Source organism: Kitasatospora aureofaciens (genome assembly GCF_019192735.1).
In the GTDB taxonomy this organism is placed as follows: Bacteria; Actinomycetota; Actinomycetes; order Streptomycetales; family Streptomycetaceae; genus Kitasatospora; species Kitasatospora aureofaciens_A.
The window spans coordinates 32459-52209 of record NZ_JAHTKP010000045.1; the positions used below are offsets into that span (position 1 = coordinate 32459).

At 72.6% G+C, this 19751-nt stretch carries 17 protein-coding genes; 3 read left to right on the plus strand and 14 right to left on the minus strand.

Annotated features, from left to right (window positions below; translation table 11 throughout):
• Together KV557_RS30900 and KV557_RS30905 are read right to left on the minus strand one after the other, a co-directional pair.
• A complete protein-coding gene (locus KV557_RS30900) occupies nucleotides 1-876 on the minus strand; it encodes an ABC transporter permease (RefSeq protein ID WP_218204852.1) in 876 nt (291 codons plus the stop codon).
• A complete protein-coding gene (locus KV557_RS30905; protein ID WP_218204853.1) occupies nucleotides 866-1675 on the minus strand; it encodes an ABC transporter ATP-binding protein in 810 nt (269 codons plus the stop codon). Before KV557_RS30905 ends, KV557_RS30900 begins: the two co-directional genes overlap by 11 nt.
• A 220-nt stretch (nucleotides 1676-1895) precedes the next feature.
• On the opposite strand from KV557_RS30905, the gene KV557_RS30910 reads away from it, so the two are divergent.
• Together KV557_RS30910 and KV557_RS30915 are read left to right on the plus strand one after the other, a co-directional pair.
• The gene (locus KV557_RS30910) at nucleotides 1896-3491 is read left to right on the plus strand and encodes an ATP-binding protein (protein ID WP_218204854.1); all 1596 of its coding nucleotides are present in this window, start codon (nucleotides 1896-1898) and stop codon (nucleotides 3489-3491) included.
• On the plus strand, nucleotides 3491-4183 hold the full coding sequence (locus KV557_RS30915; RefSeq protein ID WP_218204855.1) for a response regulator: 693 nt from the start codon (nucleotides 3491-3493) through the stop codon (nucleotides 4181-4183). Before KV557_RS30910 ends, KV557_RS30915 begins: the two co-directional genes overlap by 1 nt.
• Nucleotides 4184-4247: 64 nt before the next feature.
• Here the strand turns inward: KV557_RS30915 and KV557_RS30920 are convergent, their stop codons facing one another.
• The 6 genes from KV557_RS30920 to KV557_RS30945 all read right to left on the minus strand — a co-directional run bounded on the left by KV557_RS30920 (nucleotide 4248) and on the right by KV557_RS30945 (nucleotide 11366).
• Entirely contained in the window at nucleotides 4248-5987 is a 1740-nt protein-coding gene (locus KV557_RS30920) for a solute symporter family protein (RefSeq protein ID WP_256178197.1), read from the minus strand.
• Nucleotides 5984-6514, minus strand: coding sequence for a DUF485 domain-containing protein (locus KV557_RS43230; RefSeq protein WP_308130155.1), 531 nt, complete (start codon nucleotides 6512-6514; stop codon nucleotides 5984-5986). The genes KV557_RS30920 and KV557_RS43230 overlap by 4 nt, the downstream gene beginning before the upstream one ends.
• 125 nt (nucleotides 6515-6639) lie before the next feature.
• Nucleotides 6640-7344 carry a response regulator transcription factor gene (locus KV557_RS30930; protein WP_218204856.1) on the minus strand — a complete coding sequence of 235 codons (705 nt, stop codon included), beginning with the start codon at nucleotides 7342-7344 and terminating at the stop codon, nucleotides 6640-6642.
• Nucleotides 7341-8504: a sensor histidine kinase gene (locus KV557_RS30935; protein ID WP_218204857.1), complete on the minus strand. Its 1164-nt coding sequence runs from the start codon at nucleotides 8502-8504 to the stop codon at nucleotides 7341-7343. Before KV557_RS30935 ends, KV557_RS30930 begins: the two co-directional genes overlap by 4 nt.
• 109 nt (nucleotides 8505-8613) lie before the next feature.
• Nucleotides 8614-9099 (minus strand): CcdC protein domain-containing protein, encoded by a 486-nt coding sequence (locus KV557_RS30940; protein ID WP_218204858.1) that lies wholly within the window; start codon nucleotides 9097-9099, stop codon nucleotides 8614-8616.
• Nucleotides 9100-9254: 155 nt separating this feature from the next.
• Nucleotides 9255-11366 carry a DNA gyrase/topoisomerase IV subunit B gene (locus tag KV557_RS30945; protein WP_218204859.1) on the minus strand — a complete coding sequence of 704 codons (2112 nt, stop codon included), beginning with the start codon at nucleotides 11364-11366 and terminating at the stop codon, nucleotides 9255-9257.
• 548 nt (nucleotides 11367-11914) lie between these two features.
• Between KV557_RS30945 and KV557_RS30950 the strand changes: the two genes are divergently transcribed.
• A complete protein-coding gene (locus KV557_RS30950; protein WP_218204860.1) occupies nucleotides 11915-12148 on the plus strand; it encodes a DUF7455 domain-containing protein in 234 nt (77 codons plus the stop codon).
• 195 nt (nucleotides 12149-12343) lie between these two features.
• Here KV557_RS30950 and KV557_RS30955 read toward each other — a convergent pair whose 3' ends face one another.
• The 6 genes from KV557_RS30955 to KV557_RS30980 form a co-directional block, all read right to left on the minus strand.
• Complete coding sequence (locus KV557_RS30955; RefSeq protein ID WP_218204873.1) at nucleotides 12344-13156, minus strand: S1 family peptidase; 813 nt, start codon at nucleotides 13154-13156, stop codon at nucleotides 12344-12346.
• Nucleotides 13157-13451: 295 nt separating this feature from the next.
• Nucleotides 13452-15107, minus strand: coding sequence for an RNA polymerase sigma factor (locus tag KV557_RS30960; RefSeq protein WP_218204861.1), 1656 nt, complete (start codon nucleotides 15105-15107; stop codon nucleotides 13452-13454).
• 426 nt (nucleotides 15108-15533) lie between these two features.
• Nucleotides 15534-16466, minus strand: coding sequence for a FadR/GntR family transcriptional regulator (locus KV557_RS30965; RefSeq protein ID WP_308130157.1), 933 nt, complete (start codon nucleotides 16464-16466; stop codon nucleotides 15534-15536).
• A 110-nt stretch (nucleotides 16467-16576) separates the two neighbouring features.
• Nucleotides 16577-17482, minus strand: coding sequence for a hypothetical protein (locus KV557_RS30970; RefSeq protein ID WP_218204863.1), 906 nt, complete (start codon nucleotides 17480-17482; stop codon nucleotides 16577-16579).
• A 3-nt stretch (nucleotides 17483-17485) separates the two neighbouring features.
• Nucleotides 17486-18751: an ATP-binding cassette domain-containing protein gene (locus KV557_RS30975; RefSeq protein ID WP_218204864.1), complete on the minus strand. Its 1266-nt coding sequence runs from the start codon at nucleotides 18749-18751 to the stop codon at nucleotides 17486-17488.
• Between the two features lie 221 nt (nucleotides 18752-18972).
• Nucleotides 18973-19731 carry an NUDIX hydrolase gene (locus KV557_RS30980; protein WP_218204865.1) on the minus strand — a complete coding sequence of 253 codons (759 nt, stop codon included), beginning with the start codon at nucleotides 19729-19731 and terminating at the stop codon, nucleotides 18973-18975.
• Nucleotides 19732-19751: the final 20 nt, after the last annotated feature.

A 19751-nucleotide genomic window follows, 5' to 3' on the forward strand; every position in this document is an offset into this window, starting at 1 on the left:
TCAGCGGCCGTCGCCCGCGTCGGCGGGCTTCCAGCGGAACAGCTTCTTCTCGGCGAAGGTCAGCAACCCCTCGGTGAGCAGCGCGACAACGGCGAGGATGGTCATGGCGGCGTACACACCGGCCGCGTTGAAGGTGCCCTGGGCGGCGGCGACAAGCAGGCCGAGGCCCTTGGTCGCGCCGATGTACTCGCCGACGATGGCGCCGATCAGCGCGAAGCCGAAGCTGACGTGCAGGCTGGTGAAGATCCAGGTGGTGGCGGCGGGGATGACCACCTGGAGAGTGACCCTGCGGTTGTCGGCGCCGAGGATTCGGGCGTTGGCGACGAGGTTGCGGTCCACCTCGCGGGCGCCCTGGAAGGCGTTGAAGAACACCGGGAAGAACACCAGCACCACCGCGGAGGCGACCTTGGAGGCCGGGCCGAGGCCGAACCAGATCAGGAAGATCGGGGCGAGGACGATGCGCGGGATGGCGTTGAGCACCTTGATGTAGGGCCCGAACACGTCGGCCAGGAAGCGGATCCGGCCGAGCGCGATGCCGAGCAGCACACCGCCGGTGACGCCGATCACCCAGCCGGTGAGGGCCTCGTAGAGGGTGTAGCCGATCTGCTCGCCGAGCGAGCCCTGCGCGGTGCCGTGGGTGACCCACTGCCAGATCTGGTCCCAGATCCTCGACGGCTGCGAGAAGTTGAACGGGTCGATGACGTCCGTGCGGGCGCAGACCTCCCAGAGCCCGAGGAAGGCGAGCAGCACCGCGATCCGGGCGCCGTAGACCGTCAACTTCCGGTTGCGGGCGGCTCGTTCGCGGGCCTCGGTGCGGGTGGCGGGGGTGGCCGCCGGGGGCTTGCCGGCGACGGCCGGCGCGGTCTCAAGCGGCACGACCCGCTCCTCTCTCACGGGTGATACGCACCTCTTCGCCGAGCGAGGCCCAGATCTCGCGGTACAGCTCGACGAACCTCGGTTCCAGCCGGACGGCCTCCACGGTGCGCGGTCGTGGCAGGTCGACGGTGAAGATCTCCTTGACGGTGGCCGGTCCGGCGGTCATGACGACGACCCGGTCGGCGAGCGCGATGGCCTCGTCCAGGTCGTGGGTGACGAAGACGACCGACGAGCCTGTCCCGGCCCACAGCTCCAGCAGCTGGTCGGACATCAGGGCGCGGGTCTGCACGTCCAGCGCCGAGAACGGCTCGTCCATCAGCAGGATGTCCGGGTCGTTGACGAAGGTCTGGGCGAGCGCGACGCGCTTGCGCATGCCGCCGGAGAGCTGGTGCGGGTAGCGGTCCTCGAAGGCGCCGAGGCCGACCCGGCCCAGCCAGTCCCGGGCCCGCTCCTTCGCCTCGGCGGCGGGCACGCCGCGGAAGCGGGGGCCGGCCATGACGTTGGACAGGACGGTGCGCCAGGGGAAGACAGCGTCCTGCTGGAAGACGAACCCGACCTTGGGGTTGATCCCGCGGACCGGCTCGCCGTACACCCGGACCTCGCCCTCGGTGGGCTCCTCCAGGCCGCTGACCAGGGTCAGCGTGGTGGACTTGCCGCAGCCGGTGGGTCCGACGACGGCGACGAACTCGCCTTGGGCGACGGTCAGATCGAGATCGCGTACGGCGGTGTGCAGGGCCCCGGACGGGGTGCGGAACCGCTTGGTGGCGTTCGTCAGCTCGATCGCCGGGGTGTTACTCATGCGTTCCTCCCGGGTCAGTGCTTGCCCGAGGAAGGTAGGAGCGGGCCAGGCCTCCGCGGGAGGCTTCTCGGCGTACTGCGGTTTCTCCGCATTGAGGGGTGTTCTGCTCGTTTTGCTTCCGCTACAACTGCGGGGACGCCGCTGACAGAAACGCGCCGGAAACATAGGGTGTCCCAACCCCCCACCTGCACAGACCCGAAGCCGCCGAGAGGAGGCCCGGATGAAGCGCCCCCGCTGGCCCCGCCGGGTCTTCGCGCAGCTGCTGCTCAGCCAGACCGTCGTCACCGTCGGTGTCACCGCTGTGACCGCCGGGCTGTTCCTGGCCCCGGTCAGCAGCGAGCTGGACCACGACGCGATGCAGCGCGCGCTGTCGATCGCCCAGGCCACCGCCACCGACGAGGTGATCGCCCGGGCCGCCGAGGCCCGCGACTCGGCGACCGCCCAGCGCAACGCCGAGCAGATCCGGCTGGCCACCGGCGCCAGCTTCGTCGTGGTCACCGACCTGGACGGGATCCGGCTCTCGCACACCGACCCGGGCCGGATCGGCCACCGGGTCTCCACCGACCCGGAGCCGGCGCTCAGCGGGCGCAGCGTCACCGCGATCCAGGAGGGCACGCTGGGGCGCACCGCGCGCGGCAAGGTGCCGCTGCGGGTCGCGGACGGGCGGATCGTCGGCGAGGTGTCGGTGGGCATCAGCGACGACTCGATCCGTCGCCGGCTGCTGAAGATGCTGACCGGGATCCTGCTGTGCGCGGGCGCCGGCCTGACTGCGGGCACGATCGCCACGCTGGCGCTGGCCCGGCGGCTGAAGCGCCGTACGCACAACATCGCGCTGGCCGACATCTCGGCGCTGCTGGTGGAGCGGGAGGCGATGCTGCACGGCATCCGCGAGGGCATGGTGGCGCTGGACGAGCGCGGCCGGATCCGCCTGGCGAACGACGAGGCAGTGCGCCTGCTGGGCCTGCCCGAGGGCTGCACCGGCCGTCCGATCGACGCGGTGCTGCCGCCGGGTCGGCTGGCGGACGTGCTGGCCGGGCGGATCACCGGCCCGGACCTGCCGGCCGTCCGCGACGACCGGGTGCTGGTGGTGAACCGGATGGCCACCGCCGAGGGCGGCGCGGTGGTGACCCTGCGCGACCGCACCGAGCTGGAGTCGCTGGTCCGGGAGCTGGACACGACCCGCAGCCTGACCGAGGCGCTGCGCGCGCAGGACCACGAGCACGCCAACCGGATGCACACCCTGCTGGGCCTGCTGGAGCTGGGCCGGCACAAGCAGGCGGTGGCGTTCATCTCCGAGCAGTCCGGCTCGCACACGGTGGTCGCGGCCCGGATCGCCGAGCAGGTGCAGGATCCGCACGTGGCGGCGCTGCTGGCGGGCAAGTCGGCGGTGGCGGGCGAGCGCGGGGTGCGGCTGGTGCTGGCCCCGGCGGCGCACCTGCCGGACGTCGTAGTGGACGCGCGGGCGCTGGTGACGGTGCTCGGCAATCTGATCGACAACGCGGTGGACGCGCTGGCGCCGGGTGGGAGCGGCGAGGTGGAGGTGACGCTGGCAGCGGCCGGCTCGACGCTGCTGCTGCAGGTCGCGGACAGCGGCCCGGGCGTACCTGAGGAGCTGCGCGAGCAGGTCTTCGAGGAGGGGTGGACCAGCAAGGACGCGCCCGCGCACCGGCCGCGCGGGCTGGGTCTGGCGATGGTGCGGCGGCTGGTGGAGCGCACCGGCGGCCGGATCGTGCTCGACGCGGGGCCGCTGGGCGGCGCCCGGTTCACGGTCGAGCTGCCGGAGGCCCTGCTCACCCAGCGACTCGTGGAGGCGTGATGATCGACGTACTCGTGGTGGACGACGACTTCCGGGTCGCGGACGTGCACGCCGCCTACGTGGCGAAGGTGCCGGGCTTCCGGGTGACGGGGACGGCGCACTCGGCCGGGGAGGCGCTGGCCGCGCTGGAGCGCCGCCCGGTCGACCTGCTGCTGCTCGACCACCACCTGCCGGACGAGACGGGCCTGGCCCTGGTGCGCCGGCTGCGGGAGCGCCAAGTGGCCTGCGACGTGATGATGGTGACGGCCGCTCGGGACGTGTCGACGGTGCATGCGGCGATGCAGCACGGCGCGCTGCAGTACCTGGTCAAGCCGTTCACGTTCGCCGGGCTTCGGGAGAAGCTGGTCGCGTACGCGCAGCTGCGGCACGCGCTGGCCGGTCCGGCGGCCCGGGAGGCCGGCCAGGACGAGGTGGACCGGCTGTTCGCGACGCTGCGCAGCGCCGCCGCCCCAGGCGGTCCGCTGCCGAAGGGGCACTCGGCGCCGACCACGGACCTGGTGCTCGGCGTGCTGCGGCAGGCGGGCCGTCCGCTGTCCGCGCAGGAGGTGGCGGACGCCACCGGGCTGAGCCGGTCGACGGCGCAGCGCTACCTCAAGCAGCTGGAGCGGGACAGCCGGCTGCGGCTGACCCTTCGCTACGGCGACACCGGGCGGCCGGAGCACCGCTACGGACTGGCCGGCCGCACCAGGTGACCCGCACCGGGTGACATGGGGGAACCCGGCGGCCCCAGGCCCGCCGGGTTCCCCCGGGCGCGGCTCAGGCCGCGCCCGCCCCGGTGAGGGAGCGCACCTCCAGCTCGGCGAAGCGGTCCGCGTCGGCTGGTTCGGGCGAGGTGAGCGTCCCGATCCAGCCGGCCAGGAAGCCGAGCGGGATGGAGACGATGCCGGGGTTCTCCAGCGGGAACCAGTGGAAGTCGACGCCGGGGAAGAGCGCCACCTTGGTACCGGAGACGACCGGCGAGAAGGTCACCAGCACGATGGCCGGGATCAGCCCGCCGTACACCGACCAGATCGCACCGCGGGCGGTGAACCGCCGCCAGAACAGGGTGTACAGCAGCACCGGCAGGTTGGCCGAGGCGGCCACCGCGAACGCCAGGCCGACCAGGAAGGCGACGTTCAGCTGCTGCGCGAAGAGGCTGATCGCGATCGCCGCCGCGCCGATCCCGACGGCGGCAATCCGGGCGACGACGACCTCCTGGCGCTCGCCGGCCTCGCGTTGGGCCTTACCCTCGGCCTCGCTCTGAGCCTCACCCCCGGCCTCGCCGGACGGCCGGGAGGCCGGCACGGCGCGGCGCCGCAGCAACGACCGGCGGCGCGGGCGGCCGCGCCAGGCACCGGCCCAGATGTCGTGGGCGAAGGCCGCCGAGGAGGCCAGGGTGAGCCCGGCGACCACGGCGAGGATGGTGGCGAAGGCGATCGCGGAGATCAGCGCGAACAGCACCACCCCGCCGGTGCTGCCGTTGCCGCCGCCGAGCACCAGGGCCAGCAGCGGAACGGCGGTGTTCCCGGCCGAGTTGGCGTGCCGCACCTCCGCCGAGCCGACCAGCGCGGTGGCGCCGAGGCCGAGCGCGATGGCCATCAGGTAGAAGCCGCCGACCAGACCGATCGCCCACATCGTGGAGCGGCGGGCGGCCCGCGCGGTGGGCACGGTGTAGAAGCGGGACAGGATGTGCGGCAGCCCGGCGGTGCCGAGCACGAGGGCGAGGCCCAGGCTGAAGAAGTCGAGCCGGCTGGTGGAGGTCGCCCCGTACTTGAGCCCGGGTTCGAGGTAGCGCTGCCCGGCGCCGCTGTGCTGGGCGGCCTGGCGCATCAGCTCGCCGACGTCGCCGTGGAAGCGGACCATCAGCAGCACGGTGAGCAGCACCGAACCGGCGACCAGCAGGAACGCCTTGACGATCTGGATCCAGGTGGTGGCCCGCATCCCGCCGACCGTGACGTAGACGATCATCAGGCCGCCGACCGCGACGATGGTCCAGGTCCTGGCCTGCGCACTGTTGGTACCGAGCAGCAGGGCGACCAGCGAGCCCGCGCCGACCATCTGGGCGACCAGGTAGAGCAGGGTGACGACGACGCTGGCGCCACCGGCCGCGGCCCGGACCTTGCGACGGCGCAGCCGCAGCGCGAGCACGTCGGCGAGGGTGTACCGGCCGGCGTTGCGGACGAGTTCGGCGACCAGCATCAGGACGACCAGCCAGGCGACCAGGAAGCCGATGCTGTAGAGCACGCCGTCGTAGCCGTAGAGGGCGATCAGCCCGGCGACGCCGAGGAAGGAGGCAGCGGAGAGGTAGTCGCCGGAGAGCGCGAAGCCGTTCTGCAGCGGGGTGAAGTCCCGGCCGCCGGCGTAGAAGTCCTCGGCGGCGCTGCCGCGGCGGCCGACCCACAGGGTGATCCCGAGGGTGACCAGGACGATGACGGCGAAGAGCACGATCGCGAGGTCGTGGTGGTCGCCGGCGGGGGCGACGGGGGGCGGGGTGGCGGTCGTCATCGCGGTCGTCATCGCAGCTGGTCCTGGGTGTCCCAGCGCAGGCCCAGGGCGGCGCGGTCGCGCTTGGTGCGGGCGTTGCGGGCGTAGAGCCAGGTGAGCAGGAACGTGGTGGCGAACTGCAGCAGGCCGAGCAGCCAGGCGACGTTGAACGGTCCGGCCACCGGGCTGCGCATGAGGTCGGGCGCGGCGGCCTGGGCGGCGACGTACGCCAGGTACCAGGCGAGGAAGGCGCTGCTGACGGGGAAGACGAACGCCCGGTAGCTACGTCGGATCTCCTGGAATGCCTCGCTGCCCTGGACCGCCCGGTACACCTCGGTGCTGTCGGTGGCGGTGGCCCGTCCGGCGACAGGTACGGCGGGCGCGGCGGCATGGGCGGCAGCCGGGACGGGCGCTGGCTGAACGGGTACCGACGGGACCGGCCGGGCGGCGGCCGGCGGAGTGGGCCGATCCGGCCGAGCGGACGCGGTGGCGGCGGCCGGAGCTGCCCACCAGTCGAATCTCTGCCCCTGCCCTGGACTGCTCATCTGCTGCTGTGGCACTGCTGCTCCTGGACCGGCGGGCACTCTGACCCGAACCATCATGGAGGCCCCTGAACAGCGTCTCTGACCATTGCAGATACGTTCACTCGATGAGGTGATCGATCATCCGACAGACACTCATGCGACTACTGCTGCGTACCAGTGATTCCGTGTCGGAAGGCGTACGCGACGGCCTGCGCCCGGTCCCGCACGGCGGTCTTCGCGAAGAGGTTGTTGATGTGTGTCTTCACCGTGGCGGGGCTGACGAACAGCCGCTGGGCGATCTCCGTGTTGGAGAGACCCGCGGCGATCAGCGCCAGCACCTCTGCCTCGCGGGCGGTCAACCCGTCCGGCAGCTCCCCCGGCCGGGTGGCGGCGGGTACGGGCGCTGACGCAGGCGCCGGCGCCGGGGTGCCCTGGGCATCCGACAGCTTTTCCAGCAACCGCAGTTGGACCTGCGGCGAGAGCCCGGCCGCGCCCGAGCGCACGTCCGCGATGGCCCGGGCGATCTCCTCGCCGCCCGCGTCCTTGGTCAGGTAGCCGCGCGCCCCGGCCTGGAGCGCCGGGAACAGCGAGTCGTCGTCGGCATAGGTGGTGAGCACCACGACCTCGGTCTCCGGGTGCGCCGCCCGGATCCGCCGGGTCGCCTCGACACCGTCGACGCGCGGCATCCGCAGGTCCATCAGCACCACGTCCGGGTGATGCCGCTCCACCAGGGCGACGGCCTCCTCCCCGTCCGCCGCCGAACCGACCACCTCGATCCCGGGCAGCAGCCCGAGCAACATCACGATGCCCTCGCGGACGACCGTCTGGTCGTCCGCCACCAGCACCCTGGTCAGCGCTCCGGTCATGCCGGCACCCGCAGCAGCACGCGCCATCCTCCGTCGTCCTCCGGGCCCGTCAGCAGGGTGCCGCCGAGCAGTTCCGCGCGTTCGCGCATCCCCAGCAGACCGTACCCGCTGCCGCTGCCCGCCAGCTCCGCCGGCGCTTCGCCGCGCGGCGCCCTGGAGTTGCGCACCTCCAGCTCCACCGCGCCCGGCAGGTAGCGCAGTTCGACGCCGCACCTGGCGCCGGGCGCGTGCTTGCGGACGTTCGTCACCGCCTCCTGCGCGGTGCGCCGCACCGCGAGCGCGGCCTCGGCGGCGAGCGGCCGGGGGGTGCCGGTGACGGTGAGCGAGGCCCGCTCGCGCCCGGTCAGCTCCACCAGGAAGTCCCCCACCGGGGTGAGTTCGCCGCGCAGCGCGGACAGCGCCTGCCGGGTCTCGGCCAGCCCGTCCTGCGCCATCCGCCGGGCGGCGACGACCCGTTCGCGGATCTGCTCGCGGTCGGTGCCGGCATCCAGCATCAGCCGGGCCGCCTCCAGGTGGACGAGCTGCGCGGAGAGGCTGTGGGCGAGCACGTCGTGGATCTCGCGGGCGATCCTGGCCCGTTCGGCGAGGGCCGCGCTCTCCGCCTCGGCGGCCCGGGCGGCGCGTTCCTGGGCGAGCAGCCGGCGCGCGGTGCCGCGTGCCTCGATGTCCAGCCGCAGCAGGTAGCCGAGCAGCGCCAGCCCGCCGACCGTGGACACGATGCTGAGCCAACTCGCCCAGCTGACGGCGGTGTAGGAGCCCAGCGCCGCCGCCGCGACCAGGAGCGCGGGCGCGGGCGGCAGCCGGACCAGCGCCATCACGGCCAGCCCGTACCAGGTGACGTCGGCCAGCAGGTATGCCCCGCCGTAGTTGGCCAGCCAGCCGACGCCGATCAGGGCGGCGGCCAGGCCGAGCGAGGGCAGGAGCCGCTGTTCCCGGGTGGCGTGCAGGTAGGCCGCGCTCAGCCCCAGCATGGCCACCAGCCCGGCGCCGGCGGCCACCGCCGCCCAGCCGTGGTACTTGCCGCCGGCGTACGTCCCCCAAGTGACGCTGACGAGCAGCACGACCCGCCCGAGCACGGTCAGGACCCGCCGAGGGCCGCTGTCGGCCTCGCGCTCCAGCCCCTCGCGGGACGGCCAGCGGGTCCAGTACCACCCGGTCACGGGTGCCTCCTCGGGGATCTCGATCACGGCGGCGGCTCGGATATGGCGGTGGCTCGGGTGCGGCAGTGGCTCCGGTACGGCGGTGGCTCGAACCTGGCGGTGGGGGCGGTCAGCCGATCGCGGCGGCCTGCTGGGGCAGCTCCATGGTCCGCGCCCTCCAGTTCACCACGAGCGACCGGACCAGCAGCATGACCGCGAGGCCGAGCAGCAGCGAACTGCTCGCCTGGTGGATGTGCATCGCCGAGCCGGCCTCGAACAGGCCGACCCGGATGAAGATCATGCCGCCCCAGGCGGCCAGCGTGGCCTTGGTGCCCTTGGCCCACACCGAGCCGTCCTCGGCCCGCCAGAGCCGGACGGTCCAGCCCCAGACGGAGCCCATGGCGAGCACCGTCACCAGGGAGAAGGCGAGCAGGACGGCGGAGACCGCCGTGTGCTCGTGGTCGATCAGCTGCGGGTCGCGCAGCGCGAGCGCGCCGAGAATCAGCGGCAGCAGCCAGAAGCGGCGTTGGGTGTCCAGGCGCTGGGCGCGCATCTGGCGCTGGATCACCAGGGCCATTACCGCGACAACCAGAACGATATTGGCGAGGGTGGTCATCGAACTCTCCGTCCCGACAGGAGGCTTGTGCTGACCTCTCCGACGCTACGGATCCGGCGCCGCCCGGTGATCGGAGCCGGGGTGGACCGGGGGTGGAACCGGCAACACGAGGGCCCTCCACCCACGGGTGGAGGGCCCTCGTCGCGCGGGGTGCGTCAGGCGTCGATGCGCGAGCGGTCCAGGGTGGCCGCCGAGTCCACGATGAACTCCTTGCGCGGGGCGACGTCGTTGCCCATCAGCAGGTCGAAGATCTTCTCGGCCTGCTCCAGGTCCCCCAGGTTGATCCGGCGCAGCGTGCGGTGGCGCGGGTCCATGGTGGTCTCGGCCAGTTGGTCGGCGTCCATCTCGCCCAGACCCTTGTATCGCTGCACCGGCTCCTTCCAGCGCTGCCCCTTGCGCTGGAACTCCAGCAGGGTGGAGCGCAGTTCGGCGTCGGAGTAGGTGTAGTGGTACTTCTCCTGGCCGCGCTTGGGGCTGGTGAGCTCGATCCGGTGCAGCGGCGGCACCGCGGCGAACACCCGGCCCTGCTCGACCATGGGCCGCATGTAGCGGTGGAAGAGGGTCAGCAGCAGGGTGCGGATGTGCGAGCCGTCGACGTCGGCGTCGGCCATGAAGATGACCCGGCCGTAGCGGGCCTGGTCGATGTCGAAGGTGCGGCCCGAACCGGCCCCTATCACCTGGATGATCGCGGCGCACTCGGCGTTCTTGAGCATGTCGCTCACCGAGGCCTTCTGCACGTTGAGGATCTTGCCGCGGATCGGCAGCAGCGCCTGGAACTCGGAGTTGCGGGCGAGCTTGGCGGTGCCGAGCGCGGAGTCCCCCTCGACGATGAAGAGTTCGCTGCGGTCGACGTCGTCGCTGCGGCAGTCCGCCAGCTTGGCCGGCAGCGAGCTGGTCTCCAGCGCGGTCTTCCGGCGCTGGGCCTCCTTGTGCTGGCGGGCGGCGACCCGGGTGCGGGCCGCGGCGACGATCTTCTCCAGCACCGCCCGGGCCTGGAGCTTGTGGTCCTTCTTGGCCGAGGTGAGGAAGGCCTTGAGCTCCTTGGCGAGGACGGCGGCGACGATCCGGTTGGCCGCCGAGGTGCCGAGGACCTCCTTGGTCTGGCCCTCGAACTGCGGCTCGGCGAGCCGGACGGTGACCACCGCGGTGAGGCCCTCGGTGGCGTCGTCCTTGGTGATGTCGTCCTCGGCGACGCGCAGCAGCTTGCTGGCGCGCAGCACCTCGTTGACGGTCTTGGCGAGCGAGCGCTCGAAGCCGGTGACGTGGGTGCCGCCCTTGGGGGTGGCGATGATGTTGACGAAGGAGCGCAGGGTGGTGTCGTAACCGGCGCCCCAGCGCAGCGCGATGTCCACGCCGAGGTGACGGGTGACCTCGGTCGGCGTCATGTGGCCGAGCTCGTCGAGGACGGGCACGGTCTCCTTGAAGGTGCCCTCGCCGCGCAGCCGCAGCACGTCGCAGACCGGCTTGTCCGGGGCCAGGAACTCGCAGAACTCGGCGATGCCGCCGTCGTAGCGGAAGACCGATTCGTCGATCTGCTCGCTCTCGGTGAGCCGTTCGTCACGGACGACGATGGTCAGGCCCGGGACCAGGAAGGCGGTCTGCCGGGCCCGGTTGTGCAGGTGCTCCAGCGAGAGCTTCGCGTCCTTGAGGAAGATCTGCCGGTCGGCCCAGTAGCGGATCCGGGTGCCGGTGCGGGTCTTGGGCACCTTGCGGGCCTTGGTCAGACCGTTGGCGGGCTCGAAGGGCGCGTCCGGGCTGGTCTCGGTGAAGATGCCCGGGGTGCCGCGGCGGAAGCTGATCGCGTGGGTGTGGCCGCTGCGGTCGACCTCGACGTCCAGCCGGGCGGAGAGCGCGTTGACGACCGAGGCTCCGACGCCGTGCAGACCGCCGGAGGCCGCGTAGGAGCCGCCGCCGAACTTGCCACCGGCGTGCAGCTTGGTCATCACGACCTCGACGCCGGACAGCCCGGTCTTGGGCTCGACGTCCACCGGGATGCCGCGCCCGTTGTCGCGGACCTCGACCGAGGAGTCGGCGTGCAGCACGACGTCGATGCGGTCGCAGTAGCCGCCCAGGGCCTCGTCGACGGAGTTGTCGATGATCTCCCAGAGGCAGTGCATCAGGCCGCGGCTGTCGGTCGACCCGATGTACATGCCGGGGCGCTTGCGGACCGCCTCCAGGCCCTCCAGGACGAGCAGGTGCCGAGCGGTGTAGTTGGAACCGTCGTCGCCGGCCAGCAGTGCGGACGGCACGGTCGTTTCGGCGCTCACGCGGCACTCTCCTCGGTGAAGTTCTGTCTCATCGGTCACATCCGGACGCACCCGGACGCATCCGGACGCATCCGCCAGTGCAGCACGCCGCACCGACAGCCGTCTCCCAGCGTGTGCACACCCCTCCGCTGGGTGCACAGCACGGAAGGCCGGTCCCGCGCAGCTTGTACGCGCTGCGCGAACAAGGGCTGCGCCGGAGTCGGGGGCTCCGGAGCGCCATCTCCTCCCGGTACCACCGGTCCTGGCGGATCGTGGGGCCCGCGCAGGCTCCGGAACTGCCGTTATGCAGGCTACCGGGGCCTGGGACGGGGCTTATGCTCCAACCCGGCAGAGGATTATGCTACGCGGATCTCGCACCCGGTTCCGATCGGGCGTTCGAGGCACGGGCGGATCCTGGGATCCGGTACGCATGAACCACCGGCCCCCGGGGCACGTCCTCATCAACACAGCAGAATCCTCAAAGAAGAAAAGCCACGAGCGGGAACGTTTTCGGCCTGGTTGGATGTTGACCCTGGTACGACAGCTCGTCGAGCTAGAGAAGAGGCGACGTGACTACTGTTCTGACACCTGCGAGCCCGCTCACCGCGGCTGACCGCTGCGACCGCTGCGGCGCCCAGGCCTACCTGCGCGTCGTACTCGCGAGCGGCGGAGAGCTGCTCTTCTGCGCCCACCACGGCCGGAAGTTCGAGCCCGAGCTCAAGAAGATCGCCGTGGAGATACAGGACGAGAGCGGCCGTCTCACCAGCACCCCCACCGCGACGGCCGTCGACGACGAGCGCTGATCCCGGGCGCCACACCAGCAGCCAGCGTCGAGCTGTGTCCGGTCGCGCACCGAGCGCGACCGGTGGGCCGGGCGATCGGATCCCTTGGGGCCGATCGCCCGGCTCTGCTGTTCTCCAGCGTCTGCTCCTGCTGCAGGCCCCGCACTTCAAAGCCACCCGACGGGACGTCAGAACGTCGGAGCGGTCAGCAGAGCGTCACAGCACCGAACGCACCGCATCCGCGACGGCACCGACCCTCGTGTACACACCCGGGTGGGCAGGCTCCGCGCAGCCCGTCCCCCAGGACACCAGGCCGGCCAGCCGCCCGCCGACGACCAGCGGCCCGCCGCTGTCCCCTTGGCAGGCGTCCTTGCCGCCCTTCTCCTCGCCCGCGCACACCATGCCCTTGGCGTCGAACTTCCCGTCCTGCCCGCCCGGGTAGTCGCGCGCACACGTCTGGTCCGCGACGATCGGCACGTCCGCCGCGCGCAGCACGGGCGAGTACTCGCTCCGCCCGCTGATATCGCCCCAGCCGTACACCTGCGCCCTGGTCCCGGCCGTGTACGGCTCGGTCTCGCCCTGGCCGACCAGGTCGAGCACCGGCCGGGAGCCCTGCGACTCGGCGAGGGTGACCACGGCCACGTCGTTGATGTTGGCGGCGTAGGCGTAGTCGGGGTGGATCCAGATGGCCTTGACGGGCACCTCGCGGCCGGCCGAGCCGCGCAAGTCGTCCCGGCCCACGATGACCTTGAGGCCCGGCCGGTCCACCCGGACGCCCTTGGACTCGTCGTAGAAGCAGTGCGCGGCCGTCACCACCTTGGTCGGGGTGACCAGCGCTCCCCCGCAGAACTGGCCGGAGCGCCCGCTGCCGAACTGCTGGCGGCTGGCCAGCCCCACCACCCACGGGTGGTCCGCGGTGCTCGCGGTGCCGCCGCCGACGATCCGGTGCTGCGGCGCGGCCGCCCCGGCCGGCACGGCCGCGCCGAACGCGACCAGCGGGACGGGTACGGCGGCCAGCAGCGCCAGCACGGCGGCCGGTCGGCGGCGGCCCGGCCGGGCAGCGGCCGGCTGTGCCGGGGGCGGGGCGGCGGTCGGCAGGTCCGCGCGGACCGGGTTGGGCAGCACCGTTTCTCCAGTTGGCTCGGCGGCAGGCAACCGGCACAGCGTAGGTGATCAACTACACTGCGCGACCGGTTCCCGTCGGACCGCCACCCGGACGAGCGACAAGCACCACTCGGACGCTGACACACCTTGCACAGACAGACGAAAAGGCCCGGAGCCGTGGGCTCCGGGCCTTCTTCGTCACATGCGGGACGTGACCGGATCAGTCCAGGTAGTCGCGCAGCACCTGGGAGCGCGACGGGTGGCGCAGCTTCGACATGGTCTTCGACTCGATCTGGCGGATGCGCTCACGGGTGACCCCGTACACCTTGCCGATCTCGTCGAGGGTCTTCGGCTGACCGTCCGTCAGGCCGAAGCGCATCGACACGACGCCGGCCTCGCGCTCGGACAGGGTGTCCAGCACCGAGTGCAGCTGCTCCTGGAGGAGGGTGAAGGAGACCGCGTCGGCCGGGACGACCGCCTCGGAGTCCTCGATCAGGTCACCGAACTCGCTGTCGCCGTCCTCGCCCAGCGGGGTGTGCAGCGAGATCGGCTCGCGGCCGTACTTCTGGACCTCGATGACCTTCTCGGGGGTCATGTCGAGCTCCTTGGCCAGCTCCTCCGGGGTGGGCTCGCGGCCCAGGTCCTGGAGCATCTGGCGCTGGACGCGGGCCAGCTTGTTGATGACCTCGACCATGTGCACCGGGATACGGATGGTGCGGGCCTGGTCGGCCATGGCGCGGGTGATCGCCTGGCGGATCCACCACGTGGCGTAGGTGGAGAACTTGTAGCCCTTGGTGTAGTCGAACTTCTCGACCGCACGGATCAGACCGAGGTTGCCCTCCTGGATCAGGTCCAGGAAGAGCATGCCGCGGCCGGTGTAGCGCTTGGCCAGCGAGACCACCAGGCGGAGGTTGGCCTCCAGCAGGTGGTTCTTGGCGCGGCGGCCGTCCTCGGCGATGATCTCCAGCTCGCGCTTGAGCTTCGGGGCGAGCTTGTCGGCGGCCGAGAGCTTGTCCTCGGCGAACAGGCCGGCCTCGATGCGCTTGGCGAGCTCGACCTCCTGCTCGGCGTTGAGCAGCGGGACCTTGCCGATCTGCTTCAGGTAGTCCTTGACCGGGTCGGCGGTGGCACCGGCGACGGCGACCTGCTGGGCCGGCGCGTCGTCCTCGTCGTCATCGGAGAGGACGAAGCCCTCCGACTCCTCCTCCGGGGCGCCCTCGGCCTCGGCACCGGCCTTGTCGCCGGGCAGGGCCGCGTCTTCGAGCAGCTCCTCTTCGCCGAGCAGTTCCTCGTCGCCGCCCTTGGCGGCCTTGGCGGTGGTGGTCTTCTTGGCGGCGGTCTTCTTGGCCGGCGCGGCAGTCTTCTTGGCCGCGGCCTTCTTGGCCGGGGCCGCCTTCTTCGCGGGCGCCTTCACCTCGGCGACGACCGAGGTCGTCCCCTCGACGGTGATCTCGGCGGAGACCGTCGGAGCCGGCGCGGCCGCGGCCGCCACGGCCGGGGCCGCGACGGGCGCGCCGGGCGCGATGCGCACGGGCGGCTTGGTCGGGGCCGCCGGAGCGGCCGGGCTCCGGGTGGTGACCGCCTTGGTGGCGGTGCGCTTGGTGGGGCTCTTGGCAGCAACGCTCTTGCGCTTGGCACCGGCCGGCTCGGCCGCGCTGACCATGAGGTCCACCCCCTCCTCAATCAGCACCTGGTTGAGGCTGCGCATGACGTTCTTCCACTTGGTGACCGGGATCTGGTCCGCCTCGAACGCCTGGCGCACGTCGTCACCGGCGATCTGCCCCTGGGCCTTGCCCCGCTCGATGAGCGCCAGCAGAGCCGCGGACTCGGCGATCTCGGGGGGAAGCGAACGGGATGTGCTGGCCGACACGAACAACCTCTCGGACGATGAGTGGACTCGAACCCGTACCGGCCGCCCGAGCGGGCGGGGAAAGAGATCGCGCGTCGGACGCGCGGTGTCGATTCCGACCGACTCGGGCTTGAGGACTGGGTTTGGGACGGCAGCAGCGCCGCGGACCAACACAACCGTCTGGCGTGCTGGCGAATTCCGGAGCTGCTTCCGCTCAGGACACATCGCTGCTACTCGTCAAGTGTTACGCATGGCCTTCGTGTCGCGGGTCACACCGCTCGGCGTCCGCGGCCTCCGGGCCGGAATCCATCATCGCGCACTCGCGCCGAAGTCGGTCACCATGCACATGGCGACCTGGAGGGGGAAGTCGCCCCGAGCCGACGGGACGGCCCTCCCGTTGCACCGGGCGGTGCGGGCGGGAGGGCCGTGGGCCGGCGGCACGAACCAGACCGCTCAGTGCTCCCGGGGGGCCGGGACGGACGGCTCGATCTCGGGGTGGACGGTGAGCAGCGCCCGCATCGCGGCCTCGCCCGCGGTGCCGTCACCGGTGCCGAGCGCGTCCACCAGCCGGGCGTGCAGGCTGACCGAGGACTCGGAGGGCCGCTCGCACGAGGTGGTCGGGCCGCCGGACACCTGGAGCGCACAGGAGACGATCCCGGACAGGTGCTCCAGCATCCGGTTGCCCGCCATCTGCAGGACCAGGCCGTGCAGCTCGGCATCGGCCCGGGTACAGGTGGAGAGGTCGGCCTGGGCGGCGGCGTGGCCCATGATCTCGACCAGCTCGACCAACCGCTGCTGGACGTCCTCCCGGCCGTGGCCGGCGGCGAGGCGGGCGGCCAGCGGCTCGATCGCCCAGCGCAGCTCGAACAGCTCCCGGCGCTGCTCGTCCCGCTGCGGGCCGAAGGCGCGCCACTCGATGATGTCCGGGTCCAGCAGGTTCCAGTCGGCGACCGGGCGGACCCGGGTGCCGACGTTCGGCCGGGCGCTGACCAGGCCCTTGGCCTCCAGCACGCGCAGCGACTCGCGGACAACGGTGCGGGAGACCTCGAACCGCTGGCCGATCTCCTCGGGCACCAGCGGGCGGTCGGCGCCGAGGTCACCGGAGACGATCATCTGGCCGAGCTGCTGGACCAGCTGGCCGTGCAGGCCGCGACCGCGGCTGCTGGTGGTCTTGCGGCCGACCCGGGCGAGGTCGGACTCAGCGCCCTCCCAGCGGGGAGCCGGCGGGGTCGGCCGGTCGGCGTACGAGAAGCGGTCCGGATCGCTGGGGCCGTGGATGGGCCCATCGGCGGAACGGGCGGGGGTCATGGTGGGGTGCGCAAGGGTACTCACAGCTCCTTTGTCGGCGATCGGCAGACGCAGCTTGAGAATTCTCGTGAAAAGCACACGAAAGGGTGATCGACCGCGACTGGATAATTGACTTCTTATCAGGAAGAACCGCGCATTACGGTCACTGCTGGTCGATCTTGGTGGTTCGGGGGCAGCGGGTGCGGGGTTCAGAGCTCGCGGCGGCGAGCCTGGACCAGCAGGGCCACCAGCAGCAGGGCCGCCGCCGGAGCGGCCATCGCCGCGAGCAGAGCCGGATCGGTCAGCGCCGCACCTCCGGGCGCCGCCCCCCGGTCCCCGCCGTACACCCACCCGTACGCCCACTCGACGCCGGACTGGAACGGCAGCAGCTCGGCCGCCCGGGCCGGCCACGGCGTGCCGGTCTGCCGCAGCAGCAGCGCCACGCCCGACTCCAGCAGTGGCGGCAGCGCGCACAGCAGCAGCACCCCGGCCGCGGCGCCGCGGGTCAGCGAGGCCGTGAGCACCCCGGTCCAGCCCGCCACCACGGTCAGCAGGACGAAGGCCACCAGCGCGGCCGGCACCCCGTGCCCCGCGACCAGCGCCACCGGGGCGAACGCGCCCGGCAGATCGGCCAGCCCGGAGAGCCCGGCGGAGGTCAGCGCCTCGGACACCCGGCCGGACAGCGCGGACGGATCCGCCCAGGCCGCCACCGACACCCCGGCGGGCAGCGCGAGGTGCACGGCCAGCGTGTCGAGCAGCAGGGTGGCCAGCGCCAGCAGCCCCGCCACCGGGCCGATCACCAGCAACTTGCCCAACAGCAACCGCACCCGGCGCGTGTACGACACCTGCGAGGCCGGCAGCCCCGGGTGGCGCACCTCGTGCCCGTACGAGAGGGCGCCCAGCACGCCCGCCCCGAGCGCCGCGAAGGGCAGCGGCAGCAGCGGGACGGCGGCGGTCAGCAGCCGCACCTCCGCCGGGCCGGGCAGCGGGCCCGCAGGGGCCTGGCTCGCCAGGACGGCGGCCACCGCGGCGTCGCAGAGCAGCACGGCGGCGAGGAGCAGCCAGGTGGAACGGAGGCCGCGCAGCCGGCGCAGCTCGTAGGCCAGAACACGCACGGTTCACTCGCTCCGGTGGTCGTCGGGGGTGGCGGGGGCGGCGGCCGGGGCCGCCTTCGGCGTGAGGCGGCGTAGGCGGACGGTGTCATCGAGCAGCAGGTCGGTGGCGGCCTCACGGTCTCCGGAGCCGGGGCTGGGGCCGTCCCAGAAGAGGCGGTCCACGGCCACCGTCGGGGCGGTGTCCTCCCTTGCGCGGGGCTCGGGCGCGACGACGGCGAGGGCGGAAAGGGCAGTCGCGACCGAGGCGACGGGCAGGGCCTGGATGGGGAGAGTGGCGTCGTCCTGCGGCTTCGGGGCGGCGGGCTCCGCTTCGGCCGGTTCGGCAGCAGGCTTCGGCTGCGCGTGGATGTGGCCGGAGCGGCCCGAGGAGACCGGCAGGGCGGCCTTCGGCGCGGGCTGCTCGACCACCCGGTCGGCCAGCTCGTGCAGCAGGATGCCGTGGCGGTAGGCGAGTTCACCGATCTCGGTGCGGCCGATGCCCGCCACCGCGAGGCCGGCGCCGCCGTCCCGGCGCACCTCGGCGCCCTGACTCACCAGTAGGTCGGCCAGCCGCGCCATCTGCGGCCCGCGGACGGCCACTTCGGGGCTGAGCCGGGTGCGGCAGAACTCCGCCACGGGCTGGTCGGCCACCGGCCGGCCCCGGTCCAGCGTGATGACGCGGTCGGCCAGCTGCGCCGCCTCCTGCGGGGTGCGGGTGGTCACCAGGACCGTCCCGCCCGCGACCGCGAACGAGCGCAGGAAGGAGTGGAACCACTCGACGTTGCGCGGCGACAGGCCCTCGGTCGGCGCGTCCAGGAGCAGCGTGCCGGGATCGCCGAGGAGGGCGGCGGCCAGCGCCAGCCGCCGGTGCATGCCCGGCGAGAAGGTGCGCAGCCGCTGCCCGGCGACGGGCGCCAGCCGGGTCTGCTCCAGCAGCTCGTCGACCCGGCGGGCGGGCACGCCGACGACCGCCGCGAGCATCCGCAGATGGCTGCGCGCCTTGCGGCCCGGGTGGCCGGCCATCGCGGCCGCGCCCTCCCCCGGGCCGGGCAGCAGCACGCCGACCTCGCGTTCGGGGCGGCGCAGCCGGCGGTAGGTGCGGCCGTCGAAGAGTGTGACGCCCTGGCCGCGCTCAAGTTCGAGCATCAGGCGCAGCGCGGTCGACTTGCCGGCACCCTCGGGACCGAGCAGCGCCGTCACCAGGCCGGGCCGGGCGTCGAAGGTCAGGTCCAACACGGCGGGCGGGGCGCCCTTGCCGCAGACCTTGGTGAGTCCGGTGATCTGGATCATCGCTGCCTGCTCCCATGCCCTTGGCGCCGGCCTCGGTCGGCCTGCTCGACGCGGAGCGGGACCGTGCCCGCACGGCTCCGCGCCAGCACATTAGGGGGCCGCGAAGGAGATTCCGGGCATTACGGGAGCGGCACGGGCCCTCCGGCAGCCCACCTCACCCGATCAGGGGACAATCCGATCCTGCGATTCGCAGGTTTCGCGGCGGCCGCGGGTTTCGCGGGTCAGGGCTCCGGGCGCAGCATGGGCGGGTTGAGGACGGTCGCGCCGCCGGCCGTGAAGAGCTGCGCCGGACGGCCGCCCTGACGGGTCGTCGTACCGCCGGAGGGCAGCAGGAAACCGGGCGTGCCGGTGACCTTGCGGTGGAAGTTCCGCGGGTCCAGGACCACACCCCAGACCGCCTCGTAGACCCGCCGCAGCTCGCCGACGGTGAACTCGGCCGGGCAGAAGGCGGTGGCGAGCGAGGAGTACTCGATCTTGGAGCGGGCGCGCTCCACGCCGTCGGCCAGGATCAGCCCGTGGTCGAACGCGAGCGGGACACCGTCGACCGGACTCTGTCCGAGCAGCTCGGCGACCGGCGCCCACCGGGCACCGCTGGCGTCGCCGCCCGCCCGGGGCGTCGGCAGGTCGGGAGCGAGCACGAGGTAGGCGACGCTGACCACCCGCATCCGGGGATCACGCTGCGGGTGCCCGTAGGTCGCGAGCTGCTCCAGGTGGGCCCCGGCCGCCCCCGGCCCCGCCGCATCATGCCCGGGCGCGGAGTGCGCCCGTAGCCCCGTCTCCTCGGCGAGCTCCCGGGACGCCGCCTCGGCCAGCCCCTCGTCCGGCCGAACGAACCCCCCGGGCAACGCCCAGTACCCCTGGAACGGCGGCTCCCCCCGTCTGACCAGCAGCGCACACAGCGCGTGGTCGCGCACCGTCAGCACCACCAGGTCAACCGTGACAGCAAACGGGGGAAAGGCCGACGGGTCATAGCGCGACATGGCGACGATCATAGTCGTCT